Here is a 15,624-nt window from a genome sequence, read left to right as displayed (position 1 = left end):
GCTGACGCAGGAAGCCCAACAGGCGCTATCCCGAAGACGAAGCTTTAATGCCCAACGGTTGTTGCCAGTCGCCGGAAATGTATAGTGCCTTAGAGAGGCGCGCAATCCGGAAATATTGAGATGCCTGGACACGATTTGTTGGGCTTCCTGCGTCAGCCCAACCTACGGGTGGCCAATGGCTTGCTCAAATCCTTTCTTCCGCACCCGGTAATGCGCTGTTGAACGGGCGACCAGCGTGCCGGTTTCGTCTTTCAGTTCGCCTTCCAGCGTAAAAGCCGCACGGCCCGTGGTGTCCGCATCCGCCTGGATCGCTTGGCGTGTGGTTTCGGACATGCTCAATTCGATGGTCACGTCACTGTTGGCCGGTTCCAGAAATTGCAGTGACATTTCCTTGAGGATGGGGATGTAATCGGGCCCCAGGTCGAAGAGCGTCATCACACCGCCCGGAATTTCCGCCACCAGGAAATAGGCGCCGGCGTAGAGGCTGCCAAAGTGATTGCGGTTGCCCTTGAGCGCAATGCGCGCCCGTACGTAGCCCCGGCTGACCGCCTCGACACGGAACCGGTTGCGGGTGGCGAATGGAATCGATAAGCCGACCAGCCGGTTCACCATCCGCAGGCCGCCATGGCGCTGCAGCCAGTTCAACGGCTTTTCCAGCCCCGCTTCCGGATCCAGGCCGGCCAGCCAGTCGCCGGTCATTGCTATCAGTCGATTTCGCATGGTGTCATCCCTTTCACAGTGAACCGCAGATTCCCAAAATGGGACCCGGGATACAACATTTGTCATCATTTAATGTTTCACTGACCGCCGTCGTGGCCAAAGCCGCTACACTGACAGAAGTGGTACCGCATAGGACGTGCTGTGTTGTTACGCCGAGGATTCTCATCGGGGGCTGACCAGGCAGAGCCCATGGCCCTTATCCCCCATATCCTGATCTCGCTTTGCCGGGGCTGCCTGGTTGCCGCATGCCTGATGCAGCCGGTTGCCGCATCCCCGTCAGACGAGCACGCCGAAGCAGAACCACCTCAACAGATTATCCTCTGGTACCGCAACTACGACAGCCCTGCGATACACGCGCTGCTGGATCTGGCGCTGCAAAAGACTCCGGAATACGGTCCCTACACGATCGTGCGCAGCCCGGAAATGAATCAGGGGCGAGCCCTGAGGGAATTGGCGAGCGACCGTTCGCGGTCCGTGCAGGTGGCCAATGTCGCGACGACGCCGGAACGGGAAGACAACCTTCTCGCCGTCACCATCCCGATTGATGGTGGCCTGCTGGGATACCGGGTGTGCGTGACGACCAAAGAAATGCTGCCCCGGTTCAAGGGCATCACCCGGCTGGCCGACGTGCGGGAGCGCCAGATCCGGTTTGGTCAGGGGCGCCATTGGCCGGACACCAAGATTTTGGAAGCCAATGGGTTGGACGTGGTCACCCATCCCGGTTTCGAAACCCTGTTCGATATGCTGGAAGGCGGCCGTTTCGAGTGCTTCGCCCGGGGTGTCAGTGAGGTGTATTACGACCTGGACCTGAGGTCGGACAAGAACCTGGTTATTGAGCCCACGCTGCTGTTCACCTACACCATGCCAAACTATTTCTTTGTGGGCCGCAGTGACCTCAACCTGGCGGTCCGGATCCAGTTGGGGCTGGAGCGTGCGATCGCCGACGGCAGCTTTGCCGACTTCATAAACACCTACTACACCAAGCCTGTCCAGGCACTGCACCTGTCCGAACGCCATGTGTTCCATCTGGGCAATCCCTGGCTGCCGGGCGGCATGCTGGGCATTGGAAAGGATGTGCTACAGGACATGAAAGTCCGAATCCAGCTGGGCGAAGAACCGGGATCCCGGCCCTCGCCCATCGAGTGACGATTCAGTCCCGAATCAGACCTTGAACCGTTCCACATTGTCCTGCAGGGACTGGCCGATCTCGTCGATCTTGCCGCTGTAGATGTCGTTCTCGCTGGTTGCGGCGGCGGCTTCCTGCCCCTGATCCGCAATGCGGTTGATGGAGGCGTTCAGCTCTTCGGTCACCGAGGTCTGCTCCTCGGAGGCGGTCGCGATCTGCGTGGTCATGTTGCTGATGGAGGTGATGGCCTCGGCGATCCGGTTCAGTGAATCCATCGCGTCCTGGGCCTTCTCCATGCTGACGTTAGAGACGGCGCGGGACTCTTGCATCACGTTGACGGCGTTGTCCGCTCCCTTCTGCAGCCGCTCGATCATGGCGTTGATCTCTTCGGTGCTGTCGTGGGTGCGACGGGCCAGATTGCGCACTTCATCCGCCACCACCGCAAAGCCTCGCCCCGCATCACCGGCGCGGGCGGCCTCGATCGCGGCGTTCAGGGCCAGCAGGTTGGTCTGCTCGGCCACGTCCTGGATGACTTCCAGGATCGTGTTGATCTGGGTAACGTCCTTGCCGAGGGTTTCGATGACTTCAGCCGCCTGGCCAATTTCGGCAGCCAGGCGCTCGACGGCGTCACGGGACGCCTTCACGGTTTCCTGTGTGGATTGGGCGTCCTGATCCGCGGTATTTGAGGCATCCGCGGTTTGCTGGGCGTTCTGGGCAATTTCGTTGGCCGCCGCCGACATCTCGTTGATGGCCGTAGCCACCATATCGATCTCGGTCTGCTGGCTTTCCACGCTATTACGGGACGCGCCGGCGGTCTGGCGCAGCGATACCACGGCGTCGCGCAGCTCGATCGCGCCCCGCTGCACATCCCGCACCACCGTCTGCACATTGCCGATAAACGCATTGAAGCTCTCGGCGGTCTGGCCAAACTCGTCACTGCTGTCGACGTCCAGGCGCTGGCTCAGATCCGCATCGCCACTGGCAATGTTCTTCATCGCGTCACGCAGGTTGCGGACCGGCTTCATCAACACGCGCACGCCGATGTTGAGCAGAATCAGCGTCACGATAATGCCGATGACCGCCACAATGGTGCCGGTGACACGGGCAGACCGCACCGGTGCCATGATCTTGTCGTCGTTGGCGAAGGCGCCCAGATACCAGTCAACGCCCTGCGCGCCTTTGATCTGGTGGAAGCTCACGCGCCAGTCGGCATCCTTGATGTTGTAGATGTGGGAGCTGCCGTCCAGCTGCGGTGCGCCGCCAATCAGCTCATTGATTTTCTTGCCGACCAGTTTTCGGTTGGGATGGTAGAGAATCACGCCCTTGTCGTTGATCAGCGTGGCGTAACCGGTGTCGGCCAGGGTCACCGGCGACAAGATATGCTCGATGGTTTCCAGCGTGATGTCACCGCCGGCCACGCCCTTGAAGGTGCCCGAGTTCACCGGGGCCACCGTGGAAATAATCATGTTGCCGCTGCTGGCGTCCTGGTAAGGCTCTGTGAAGGTGCCGTTGCCGCCGGACTGGCCCAGTTTGTACCAGGGGCGTACGCGGGGGTCGTAATCGTCTGGCAGCGTGGCGTCATCGGCTGGCGTTTTCATCAGCATGTAGCCGTCAGCCCGTCCGACATATACATTTTCAAACCCGCCACCCTGGGTGGCCGATTGCAGGATGGCCCGGGCTTCATCCTCACCGTCCACCTGGCGCAATGCGCTGGCGGCGCCTTCGGTAATCGCCAACCGGCTGTTGAGCCATTCGGCAATACTTGCCGTGCTTTGTGCGATGGAGTCGTCGATCAGCGCATTGACGTAGGTGTCCGTCGTCGACACCAGGCGGCGGTCGCCCATGACGGCGTAGATGCTTACCACAAGGATGAGAAGGATGGCGACGGCTGTCAGCAGTTTCTGGCCGAATGACATACTGCGCATGGAAGGGGTCCCCGATCTGAGCGTTGGAATATTAATTATTGCCCGTCCCTGGTTTTTGTAGCAGCGACTGCAAACAAGGGACCCCTTGGATCAAGGCCAGGGTTCCCCATCGCATCCAGCGCCTGCGGCGCCTACACCTCCAATGGCGACCGCTCTTATCTAAGAGATCGGCCGGCGGTGTCTTAACTTTAGTTAAGTCTTCAGGGAAGCGTTAAGTATTTGGGAATGGGCCAGGCAGAGCGCTCGGCCGGAGGGGAAGGATGCCGGCACCTCATTGGGTACCGGCATGGGCCACGTCAGACGTTGAACCGTTCGACGTTGTCGTGCAGCGTCCGGCCGATGTCGTCGATCTTGCTGCTGTAGACATCGTTGTCGCTCGCCGCGCTGGCTGCTTCCTGGCCCTGCTCGGCAATGCGGGTGATGGAACTGTTCAGCTCTTCGGTGACGGAGGTCTGCTCTTCGGACGCTGTCGCAATCTGCGTCGTCATGTTGCTGATGGCGGTGATGGACTCGGCAATCCGGTTCAGCGCGTCCATCGCATCCTGCGCTTTCTCCATGCTCACGTTGGAAATGGCCCGGGAGTCCTGCATCACGCTCACGGCGTTGTCCGCCCCCTTCTGCAGCCGCTCGATCATGGCATTGATCTCTTCGGTGCTGTCGTGGGTCCGGCGAGCCAGGTTGCGCACTTCATCGGCAACGACGGCAAAACCGCGCCCGGCCTCACCGGCCCGGGCGGCTTCAATAGCGGCGTTCAGCGCCAGCAGATTGGTCTGCTCCGCCACGTCTTGGATGACGTCCAGAACGGTGTTGATCTGGGCAACATCCTTACCCAGGGTCTCGATCACATCCGCGGCGCTGCCGATGCCCGATGACAGGCGTTCGACGGCATCGCGGGAGGCCTTGACCGTCGTCTGGGTCTCCTGGGCGTCCTTGTCGGCGGTGCTGGAAGCATCGGCTGTCTGCTGGGCGGACTGGGCAATTTCAGAGGCCGCTGCAGACATCTCATTGATCGCGGTGGCCACCATATCGATTTCCGACTGCTGACCTTCCACGCTGTCGCGGCTGGCCCGGGCGGTCTGGCGCAGCGAGCCTACGGCGTCACGCAGCTCGATGGCACCCCGCTGGACATCCCGGACGACACCCTGAACGTTCGTTATGAAGGCGTTGAAGCTCTCAGCGGTTTGACCAAATTCGTCGCCACTGTCCACGGACAGGCGCTGGGTCAGGTCGGCGTCGCCGCTGGCGATGTCCTTCATCGCATCCCGCAGACTGCGGACGGGCTTCATCAAGGCGCGCACAACCAGGTGCAGCAGGATCAGCGTGACCAGGATGCCAATCACGGCCACGATCGATCCGGCCAGTCGTGCGTCCTTCACCGGTGCCATGATCAGGTCGTCATTGGCGAACGATCCCAGGTACCAGTCCACGCCGCGGGCGCCCTCGATGGGATGGAAGCTGACCCGCCAGTCGGCGCCGTCCAGGGTGTATTCGTGGGAGGAGCCATCCAGCGACGGCTGGCTGCCGAGCAGTGTCTTGATGTTCTTGCCGACCAGCTTGGCGTTCGGGTGGTACAGGATCGTACCCTTGCGGTTGATCAGCGTGGTGTAACCGGTGTCGGCGAGGGTCACTGACGACAGCAGGTGGTCGATGGTTTTCAGCGTGATGTCCCCACCGACGACGCCCTCAAAGGCACCACTTTTGACCGGCGCCGCGGCGGAAATAATAATGCCGCCGTTGGTCACGTTCACAAACGGCTCGGTAAAGGTACCCTGGCCATTCTGACGGGCCAGCTTGTACCAGGGGCGCGTGCGCGGGTCGAAGTCGTCCGGCAGCGTGGCGTCGCGGGCTTCGGTCGGCATCAGCATGGAGCCGTCAGCGCCGCCGACATACACGTCGTTGAAACCGCCGCCCCGGGTGGCCGTCTGCAGCAACGTGCGGGCCTGGGCTTCGTTTTCCACGTGGCGCAGCCCGTCGGCGGTGGCTTCCACCATGTCGAGTCGGCCATTGAGCCATTCAGCGATACTCGCCGTACTCTGGTTGATTGAATCGTCAACCATCGCCTCCACATAGGTGTCCGTGGTCTTCACAAGGCGGCGATCGCCCATGACGGCGTACACGCTGATCACGGCGATCAGCAGGACGGCAACGGCTGTCAGCAGCTTTTGGCCGAACGACATACTGCCCATGCGGACATTCTCCTGGTTAGCACAACAGATTGAGGGCCGGCAGGCCGGTGAGGAATCCCGGGCCTGTGGATCACACGATCAGTCCGGGATTGAATGGCCAGCAGGATACCGCAAGGCCTGATGGCGATCTGTTATGCTAAACCCTTATTGATCGCCCTTTTTTGTAACCCTTTGCAACACGCTTTTACTGCCGGGAGATGCCTCGATGGCTCACGAAGAACTGCACCTCAATCTCCGTAACCTGACCGATGACGACTATCCCCAGCTCAAGGCGCTGATGGATCTTGTCTACGACGATATTGGCGGCGCCTGGCCCGAAGACACGATCAAGGAACTGGTGAAACAGTTCGCCGACGGGCAGATCTGCATCGAAGACAACGGCGAACTGATTGCCGTCGCCCTGACCGTCTGCGTCAACTACGAGCGCTTCAGTAACCCGCACACGTACGATGACCTGATCCTCAAGAACGAGCGCATCTGGCACAACGACGACGGCGACGCGCTGTACGGACTGGATGTGTTTATCCATCCCGACTATCGGGGTTACCGCCTGGGCCGGCGTCTCTATGAGGCGCGCAAGGAACTGTGCCGCTCCCGGAACTTCCGTGCGATCCTGGCAGGCGGCCGGATCCCCAACTACTACAAGTTCTCCGATCAGTTCACCCCGGCGGAATACATTGAGCGGGTCGATCGCAAGGAAATCTACGACCCGATCCTCACCTTCCAGCTCTCCAACGATTTCCAGGTCACCCGGCTGATGCACAAGTATCTTCCGGAAGACCAGAAATCAATGGGTTATGCCACACTCCTCGAGTGGAACAACATCCTGTACACGCCACCGGCGCCAGTCCTCAAGACGCGCAAGACCCAGGTGCGCATGGGCGCGGTCCAGTGGCAGATGCGGGAATTCACCTCCGTGGATGAAGTGCTCAAGCAGGTGGAATACTTCGTCGATGCGCTGTCCGACTACAAGAGCGACTTCGCCCTCTTCCCGGAGTTTTTCAACGCGCCGCTGATGGGCCTGACCGACCAGCTCGACCAGACCCGAGCCATCCGGTTCCTGGCCGGGTTCACCCAGCAGTTCCGGGACCAGATGTCGGAGATGGCGGTCAGCTACAACATCAACATCATCACCGGCTCCATGCCGTTGCTGGACAACGACCGGCTGTATAACGTGTCCTACCTGTGCCACCGGGATGGCCGTGTGGACGAGCAGCGCAAGATCCACATCACCCCGCACGAACGCCGGGACTGGGTCATTGAAGGCGGCAACCAGTTTGAAGTGTTCGAGACCGATGCCGGCCGCGTTGCCATTCTGATCTGTTACGACATCGAGTTCCCGGAACTGGGAAGGATCGCCGCATCTCAGGGGGTCGACATTATATGTGTGCCCTTCTGGACCGACACCAAGAATGGCTACCTGCGGGTGCGTCATTGCGCCCAGGCCCGGGCCATCGAAAACGAGTGCTATGTTGTGATTACCGGCAGCGTGGGCAACCTGCCCAAGGTCGAAAACCTGGACGTCCAGTACGCGCAGTCATCGGTCTTCTCACCGTCGGACTTCGCCTTCCCTCACGATGCGGTGATGGCGGAGACCACGCCCAACACCGAGATGATCATGTTCTCGGATATGGACCTGGAAAAACTGACGCTGGTGCGTGACGAAGGTTCGGTCACCAACCTGAAGGATCGTCGTACGGATATGTATTCCGTGTCCAAGACCTCGGACCAGTAAAACCCCGGGCCAGGCTGCAGACGACGTGGCACAAAATGTCACAAATGGTTACCATGCGTCTGCATCTGGCCCTATACGACACCTTGTAAACTTGAACAAGACGTCAAAAAGTTTAATGTACAAGGCTGATCACGTTGCCATATTGCCCGTCGCTGACTACAGTTTGAGCAATATGGCAGGTGAAAGGCGTCAGTCGAGGGTACGATCGAACGCAGTCGATGCCCATTGAAGGTGCCGCCGGGGAACCCCGACGGTGCGAACCTGTCTTCAACCGGTAGTAGATTTTGCCGGAACAGTGGTTTTGCCCATGGATCGAATGGATCTCACAAGCACACAGCCCCTGCCCGACCTGACGGCGCGCTTTCGTTTCAAGAAAGGCCTGTTCAGGAAGGAACTGATCGAATCCCGAATTTTCGGCCTGGATGAATACGGCTGCATCCTGAAAACAGACAAAGTCTTCGAACCCGGCGACACCCTCCAGTTCGACCTCATCATGCAAATGCCGTTCGACAACATCGAAGCGGAAGGCCTTCAGGGGCTGGTCGTTGAGGTGAGAAAGCACTGTAGCAATTTCTTCTATTCCATTGATTTTGCAGCCTCGCAGACCCGCACCGACGCGGACCTGCGCGGCAAGTTGGGTCGCATTCAGGAAGTGCTCGAGCGCAAACAGTCGTTGCGCTCAAGGCGCAGTCAGAGTGGCACCGGCGCCACGCAACTGGCCTGATCGTACAGGGATTCTGGACAAAACCCGTGGCAGGTTGATGGCGCCACAGGCAATCCGGACAGACAGGGAAAGGGCGTCACACTCCCCCAATCCTGCTTGAAGATTTCAGCGTAACCGCCTGACGGGAAACGCATCGAAACACCGCAGTCATCAATAAACCAGAGCAAACGGGGAATGAACCATGGCCAAGAAAGAGAAGGCAGGTGTCGATAAACTGGTGAAGAAGGTCAACAAGGAATTCGAGAAGACCTCCACCCAGATCGAAAAACTCATTAACGACGCATTCAAGCAGTTCGACGCCCTGCAAAGTCAGGTCCAGGAACCGATTCGCAAGCTGCTGGATGAAGTGGAAAAGCTCCGTGAGCGCGAAATGAAGCGTTTCAACGAAGAGCTGGATCGTCGCCTGAACGAATTCCACGAACTGCAGCATCATCTGCTCGAGCGCGTAGGTCTCGCTTCCAAGGAAGTGAAACAGACCACCGCGAAGGTCGCCGACAAGACGCAGGAAACCGCTGCGAAGGCAACGCCGCCTGCTGCGAAAACCGCGGCGAACAAGGCTGCCAAGACCGCCAAGACGACCACCAAGAAGGCCACGACCAAGCCAGCGGCCAAGAAGGCTCCGGCTAAGAAGCCCGCCGCCAAAGCCTCGGCGAGCAGCAAGGCATCCGCATCCAAGGCGCCCGCCGCAAAAAAAGCGGCTGCACCGAAGAAAGCCGCAGCCACCAAGACGGCCACGGCCAGTAAGCCGAAAGCCGTGAACGAAAACGACCTGACCAAGGTCAAGGGCATCGGTCCGGCGACTGCCAAGAAAATGCAGGCCAAAGGCATCACCTCCATCAAGCAGATCGCCGATCCGTCCGCCGAGGAAAAGGAGAAAATGAAAGAGTTCTCCACCATGCGCGGTTACGACACCTGGTCTGCCGAGGCAAAGAAGCTGCTCTCCTGATTCGAATACCGGGGGACGGTCACTGCGCCGTCCCCCAACCTTTCCCCATTGCGTTGATCCGATCCGAGCGCCGTCCGGCGGTTCTCGTCAAACGTCTGTCTGCGTATCATACGCAACCGTTTATCTTGTCTGAGGTTGAATGATGCGCTCTCCCGAGCAGCCCGTCCTGCGCGATATCGTCCTGATCGGCGGTGGCCACAGCCACGTCGGCGTGTTGCGACGGTTTGCCATGAAGCCGGTGCCAGGCGTTCGACTGACCGTGATCTGCCGCGACACCCACACCCCCTACTCCGGCATGTTGCCGGGTTATGTGGCCGGCCATTACAACTATGACGACGTGCACATTGACCTGCGTCGCCTGGCCGAATTTGCCGGTGCTCGCTTTTTCCGGGATGAGGCCCTGGGCATCGATCGATCGTCCCAACAGGTGCTCTGCCGCAATCGACCGCCAGTGCCCTATGACCTGCTGTCGATCAATATCGGCTCCGCACCGGGACTGCGCGACGTACCCGGAGCGGATCAATACGCCGTCCCCGTCAAACCCATCCACGATTTCAACAACCGCTGGCAGGCCTTGCTTGAGCGTTGCGAGCATCATCAGGGGCCGCTGTCGATTGCCGTCGTCGGTGCCGGTGCCGGCGGCGTCGAGCTGATCCTGGCCATGCAGTATCGCCTGCGCCAGGTGTTCAAGTCCCTGAACAAGGATCCGCGCCAGTTGCGCTTCCATTTGTTCGATGCGGACAGCACGTTGGTGCCCACGCACAACGCCCGGGTTCGGGCCCGGCTGGAAAGCGTGGTCCGGGACCGCGGCATCCGCCTTCACCTGGGCGATCCCGTGGTCAAGGTGAGTGCCAACCAGATTCATACCGCCGGCGGCAGCTCGCTGGCCGTCAATGAAACCCTCTGGGTCACCCGGGCCGGCGCGCCGGGCTGGTTGAAAACGACCGGGCTGGCGCTCGACGAAGACGGCTTTATCCGCACCCGGGACACACTGCAAACGGAAACCGACGATCGCATCTTCGCGGCTGGCGATATCGCGCACGTCTCCGAACATCCCCGGGAAAAAGCCGGCGTGTTTGCCGTACGCCAGGGCCCGCCTTTGGCGGATAACCTGAGACGAGTCGCACTGGGGCAAACACCCAGGCCGTTCCATCCTCAGCGCCACTGGTTGGCACTGATCAGCACCGGCGACCGCTACGCCATCGCGTCCCGGGGCGCCCTGGGATTCGGCGGCCGATGGGTCTGGCGCTGGAAGGACTGGATCGACCGGCGCTTCATGGCCCGTTTTAATGATTTGCCCGCGATGGCGGAATCGACGCAACAGCCCGACACCTCGGCCGCGCTGAACGACGAGGATGCCGCCCAGGCGATTTCAGCACTGGCCATGCGGTGTGGCGGTTGCGGTGCCAAGGTGGGCAGCACCGTCCTGTCCCGAGCCCTGGCCCGGATCCAGCCCGTCGAACGCGATGACATCCTGGTGGGGCTGCATTCACCCGATGACGCCGCCGTACTCGCCGTCCCCGACGGCAAGGCGGTCGTCCAGACCATCGACTTCTTTCGCGCGTTCATTGACGACCCCTATGTGTTCGGACGTATTGCCGCCAACCACAGCCTGGGGGATGTTTTCGCCATGGGCGCCGAACCCCAGAGCGCCACGGCCATCGCCACGGTGCCGGCGGGGATCGAGTCCAAGATGGAAGATCTGGTGTTCCAGATGATGAAAGGCGCCGTGGATGTCCTCAACAGCGCCGGCTGCGCCCTGGTTGGCGGGCACACCGGTGAAGGGCTGGAGCTGGGATTGGGCTTTGCCGTCAACGGTCTGGTCGACCCGGATGCCATCCTGCGCAAGGATGGCCTGCGACCGGGCAACGTCCTCATCCTGACCAAGCCGCTGGGCACCGGCACCCTGTTTGCCGCCTACCCGCGGCTCAAGGCCCGCGGACGCTGGATCGACGGTGCCCTGGCGCAGATGCAGGTGTCCAACCAGAGAGCTGCCCAGTGTCTGAAAGAATTTGGAGCCACGGCCTGCACCGACGTCACCGGCTTTGGATTACTGGGGCATCTGGTGGAAATGACCCGGCCGTCCGGCGTCGATGCGGAGCTGGCCCTGCCCAGCCTGCCCCTGCTGGAAGGCGCCGAAGAGACCTTGAAAGACGGCATTCTGAGTTCGCTGCAACCCGCCAACGTGCGATTGCGGCGGGCAATTAGCAACCAGGCCGAGAAAGCGAATGATCCCCGCTACCCGATCCTGTTCGACCCGCAAACCGCTGGCGGGCTGCTCGCCGGCGTGCCAGCGGACCAGGCTGAGGAATGTCTGGCCGCCCTGAAAGAGCGGGGGTACGGGCAGGCAGCGATCATCGGAAAAATCCTCGAGGCGGGCGATGAGCTGGCGCCCATTCGCCTCGTGTAACCGCGCAGGATGCGTCAGGCGGAGTGCTTCAATCCCCTGCAGTAAGGCGGTATTCTTGCGCACCCAGAACCCAATGCCGGAGGGAAACCCGGCGAAACAGGCATCGACGGAGAAAACAACATGCTAAAACAGATTCGACGGGCGTTACTGCTGTCCCTGGCACTGGTGGCCCCGGTCATGGCGGACACCTTTGTCTTTACCGCGATTCCCGACAACGACGAAACCCGTCTGCGTGAGCGTTTCCAGAGCGTCGCCGACTACCTGTCCGAACAGCTGGATGTGGACGTACGTTACGTACCGGTGAAGAGCTACGCCGCGGCCGTATCCGCCTTCCGCAACAACCAGGTGCAACTGGCGTGGTTTGGTGGCCTGTCCGGCGTCCAGGCCCGGCAGCTGGTTCCCGGCTCCGAGGCGATTGCCCAGGGCAAGGAAGACACCCAGTTCATCACCTATTTCATCGCCCACAAGAGCACCGGCCTGGAGCATTCCGACACGCTGCCCAAGGCGATCAAGGGCATGACCTTTACCTTCGGTTCCAAAGGGTCCACTTCCGGTCGCCTGATGCCGGAATACTACATTCGCCAGACCTTCGGCGAAGCTCCGGAAGACGTCTTCAGTCGCGTCGGTTTCAGTGGTAACCATTCCCGCACCATTCGTCTGGTGGAATCCGGCACCTATCAGGTGGGCGCCGTAAATTACGCCGTCTGGAACAGCGAACTGGACGCCGGCAAGATCGACACCGACGCGGTCAAAGTCATCTGGGAGACCCCGTCTTACCAGGACTACCAGTGGACCATCCGCGGCGACGTCAACGAACGCTTCGGCGATGGCTTCAAGGATAAGGTCAAGCAGGCGCTGCTCAACATGGACGATCCCGAGCTGCTCAAGAAATTCCCGCGTTCCGCCTTTATCCCGGCGAGCAACTCGGATTACGACTCCATCCGCGAAACCGCCAAACAGATCGGAATCATCGACTGATGGATGCCGTCCACCTGCGCAACCTGACGGCCGCCTACGGTGGTCAGCAGGTCCTGGGTCCCATCTCGCTGGACATCCGTCCGGGCGAGCACATTGCGCTGGTCGGCGGCAGCGGTGCGGGTAAATCAACGCTGCTCAACCTGCTGTACGAACAGGTGCGGGACCGGGCAGCGCTGGTGCCCCAGGAGCAGGGGCTGGTCCAGTCCCTGCCCGTATTCCATAACGTCTATATGGGGCAGCTGGCCGCGCACTCGCGCTGGTACAACCTGCTCAACCTGGTGTGGCCAAGGCGGCGGGAGCTCCAGGCCATCGAACCCTTGCTGGAAAAACTTGGCATCCGGGAAAAACTGCGTACGCCGGTGGAGGCTCTGTCCGGCGGCCAGAAACAGCGCACGGCGATTGCCCGGGCCCTGTTCCAGAACGCCGAGATCCTGTTGGCGGACGAGCCGGTGTCCGCGCTGGACGGTCCCCTCGCTCACGTCGTCATGGGCCTGATGACTGAATCCTATGCCACCTCCGTCGTGGCGCTGCACGATATCGACCTGGCCCTGCGCTACTGCGATCGCATCATCGGCATCCAGAACGGCCAGATTGCACTGGACGACATGACCCGACGCCTCACCCCCAGCGATATCCTGCCGCTATACTAGGAGACGCCCAGCCTCGTGTTTCTATCGTCCACATCCGTCAGGATTACCGCCGCCTTCGTGGCGATTGCGATCCTGTGCCTGTTTGCGGCGGATCTGGCGATCACCACCATCAATCCCTGGCAGGACCTGGCCGCCCTCTTCCTCGGCATGGTCACGCCGGATTTCTTCTCCCTGGAACACATCGGCACCGCGCTCCTGAGAACGCTGGCGTTCGCCTTTACCGGCGTGGCACTGGGCAGCATCAGCGGCTTCCTGCTCGCCCTGGTGTTCCGGTTCCGGGCGGTACGCATGTTCTGCGCGTTTATCCGCGCCATCCACGAGCTGTTCTGGGCGCTGATCTTCCTGCAGTTCTTCGGCTTCCATCCGCTGACGGGCGTGCTGGCGATCGCCATTCCCTACGCCGGCATCTTTGCCAAGGTCTATTCCGAGATCCTGGAGGAGACCGATCCCACGCCGGAGCGGGTGTTGTCCCGCAAAGTCGACGTGCTGTCGTCGTTTCTCTACGCGCGGATTCCGGACGCTCTGCCGCACCTGATCACCTACACCTCCTATAGACTGGAATGCGGCCTGCGCTCCAGTGCGGTGTTAGGGTTCGTGGGGCTGCCGACGCTGGGCTATTACCTGGAATCGTCCTTTTCCCAGGGCTACTACTCCGAAGTGGGCGCCCTGCTCCTGCTGTTCTACGTCTTGATTGCCACCCTGCGGCTCTGGGCCCGACCCCGGCTGATTCCACTCTACGTGATCGCCGCTCCGTTCTTTCTGGGGGATGGGCTGCCCATCGTCTGGGGTAATGTGGTGCGATTCTTTACCCAGGACATCGTCCCGTCACCGCTACGGGATGGCGAAGGGCTATCCGGATTGTGGCACTGGCTGTCGGATCTTGCTGTCAACCAGGCGATGCCCGGCATCTGGAACACCCTGGTGTTGACGCAGATCGCCCTGGTGCTGACCGGCCTGGTGACGCTGATGGCCTTTCCGCTGATTTCCCGCCATTTTGGTGGACCGACCCGGCGGGGGCTGGGCCATGTCGTACTGGTCATCGCGCGGTCGACGCCGGAATACGTGATCGCGTACATCCTGCTCCAACTCTGGGGGCCGTCCATGCTGCCGGCGATTGTCGCACTGGCGCTGCATAACGGCGGCATCATCGGCCACCTGATCGGTCGTCGCAGCAATGAGATCACGTTGCGCCCGGATGCCCCCAAGGGCATAGAACGCTATGGCTACGAACTGCTGCCGCGGCTGTACAGCCCGTTCCTGGCCTTCCTGTTCTACCGCTGGGAAATCATCATGCGGGAAACCGCCATCCTGGGTATTCTGGGGATCTACACGCTCGGCTTCTTTGTCGACAGCGCCATCCAGAACATCCAATTCGACAAGGCCATGGTGCTGATCCTGGTTACCGCATTCCTCAATATCGGCGTCGACGCCATCTCCCGCCGCGTTCGTGCCCGGCTCAAACTCAAAGTATCGATGACCTGTGAAGGCCACTGACCGTCACGGACTCGCCTTTTACAAAAGATTTTGCACTCCTTCACGTCTTTGACCTGATATTTGGCAGTAACATTTAGTTACAATTCAGGCTCAACACGACCGACCAGCACGACAGGGATCGTATGACGGGATTAATCGTATCGGGTGTGGAAATCAGTCTGGCTGTCCTGCTGGCGCTGATGGCCTATCGCATGTACACACTGGCGCGTCTGCGGCCTTTTCGCTCGACGTCGGCGTTCACGCCAGCGTCCGTTGAACTGGCCGCCGCCTCCTTTCCAGCCGCCGAGGCCACCCGGGATGCCTACCAGCGCGTGACCGCCGGGCAAAGCCGAAAACGCGTGCGCGCCAACGACCTGGTGACGCAGCTGCACATCTTCTCGTCGATCCAGCTCACGGATGTGCGCCATCACGGGCTTACCCTCCGCGACGCCGCGCCCACGCTGAAATCGCTGGCTGTCGCCTATTTCTACGGCGCGGCCTGCGGCCTGGCGTTTGGTCACGTGAAGGAACGGGAAAAGATACTGGAAGCGGCCATCAAGGTGATCCAGCACGCGCTGGACATCGGGGATATCGTGATCGAGCAGATGCTGTCGGATCTGACCACCAGCAGCAGTCTGCTGCATTGCTATCGGAACGGGCTCGAAGGCGCAGAGCACTGGCAGCAGCATCGGTTTGTGCCTGAAACCCAGTCTCTCTACGCCTCACTGACGGCGAACGCCCTCCTCTGAAC

Annotated in this window: 12 protein-coding genes; 9 read left to right on the top strand and 3 right to left on the bottom strand. The window is 60.8% G+C overall.

Translation table 11 applies throughout. The features are described 5' to 3' along the window. Positions 1-162: 162 nt before the first annotated feature. Entirely contained in the window at positions 163-720 is a 558-nt protein-coding gene (locus EB809_RS09170; protein WP_123634518.1) for a PaaI family thioesterase, read from the bottom strand. A gap of 189 nt (positions 721-909) precedes the next feature. Between EB809_RS09170 and EB809_RS09165 the strand changes: the two genes are divergently transcribed. Continuing rightward, entirely contained in the window at positions 910-1,866 is a 957-nt protein-coding gene (locus tag EB809_RS09165; RefSeq protein WP_123634517.1) for a hypothetical protein, read from the top strand. 15 nt (positions 1,867-1,881) lie between these two features. Here EB809_RS09165 and EB809_RS09160 read toward each other — a convergent pair whose 3' ends face one another. Together EB809_RS09160 and EB809_RS09155 are read right to left on the bottom strand one after the other, a co-directional pair. After that, on the bottom strand, positions 1,882-3,771 hold the full coding sequence (locus EB809_RS09160; protein WP_190294860.1) for a methyl-accepting chemotaxis protein: 1,890 nt from the start codon (positions 3,769-3,771) through the stop codon (positions 1,882-1,884). A 296-nt stretch (positions 3,772-4,067) separates the two neighbouring features. After that, positions 4,068-5,957: a methyl-accepting chemotaxis protein gene (locus tag EB809_RS09155; protein ID WP_190294859.1), complete on the bottom strand. Its 1,890-nt coding sequence runs from the start codon at positions 5,955-5,957 to the stop codon at positions 4,068-4,070. 205 nt (positions 5,958-6,162) lie between these two features. Here EB809_RS09155 and EB809_RS09150 point away from each other — a divergent pair, with 205 nt between their 5' ends. The 8 genes from EB809_RS09150 (at position 6,163) to EB809_RS09115 (ending at position 15,622) form a co-directional block, all read left to right on the top strand. Then, positions 6,163-7,692 carry a bifunctional GNAT family N-acetyltransferase/carbon-nitrogen hydrolase family protein gene (locus EB809_RS09150; RefSeq protein ID WP_123634516.1) on the top strand — a complete coding sequence of 510 codons (1,530 nt, stop codon included), beginning with the start codon at positions 6,163-6,165 and terminating at the stop codon, positions 7,690-7,692. A gap of 307 nt (positions 7,693-7,999) precedes the next feature. After that, entirely contained in the window at positions 8,000-8,416 is a 417-nt protein-coding gene (locus EB809_RS09145) for a hypothetical protein (protein ID WP_123634515.1), read from the top strand. Between the two features lie 181 nt (positions 8,417-8,597). Beyond that, positions 8,598-9,362: a helix-hairpin-helix domain-containing protein gene (locus EB809_RS09140; protein ID WP_123634514.1), complete on the top strand. Its 765-nt coding sequence runs from the start codon at positions 8,598-8,600 to the stop codon at positions 9,360-9,362. Between the two features lie 139 nt (positions 9,363-9,501). After that, complete coding sequence (gene selD, locus EB809_RS09135; RefSeq protein ID WP_317848714.1) at positions 9,502-11,772, top strand: selenide, water dikinase SelD; 2,271 nt, start codon at positions 9,502-9,504, stop codon at positions 11,770-11,772. 120 nt (positions 11,773-11,892) lie between these two features. Then, positions 11,893-12,750, top strand: a complete 858-nt coding sequence (locus EB809_RS09130) for a putative selenate ABC transporter substrate-binding protein (RefSeq protein ID WP_123634513.1) — start codon at positions 11,893-11,895, stop codon at positions 12,748-12,750. Next, positions 12,750-13,400, top strand: a complete 651-nt coding sequence (locus EB809_RS09125) for a phosphonate ABC transporter ATP-binding protein (RefSeq protein ID WP_123634512.1) — start codon at positions 12,750-12,752, stop codon at positions 13,398-13,400. The genes EB809_RS09130 and EB809_RS09125 overlap by 1 nt, the downstream gene beginning before the upstream one ends. A gap of 15 nt (positions 13,401-13,415) precedes the next feature. Next, entirely contained in the window at positions 13,416-14,894 is a 1,479-nt protein-coding gene (locus EB809_RS09120) for a PhnE/PtxC family ABC transporter permease (RefSeq protein ID WP_123634511.1), read from the top strand. 122 nt (positions 14,895-15,016) lie between these two features. Then, the gene (locus EB809_RS09115; RefSeq protein WP_123634510.1) at positions 15,017-15,622 is read left to right on the top strand and encodes a hypothetical protein; all 606 of its coding nucleotides are present in this window, start codon (positions 15,017-15,019) and stop codon (positions 15,620-15,622) included. The last annotated feature ends 2 nt before the right edge of the window (positions 15,623-15,624 follow it).

Source organism: Marinobacter sp. R17 (assembly GCF_003789045.1).
Lineage (GTDB): Bacteria > Pseudomonadota > Gammaproteobacteria > Pseudomonadales > Oleiphilaceae > Marinobacter_A > Marinobacter_A mangrovi.
The sequence above is the reverse complement of the archived record's forward strand: the minus strand, read 5'-3'. Positions and strand labels throughout refer to the sequence as shown.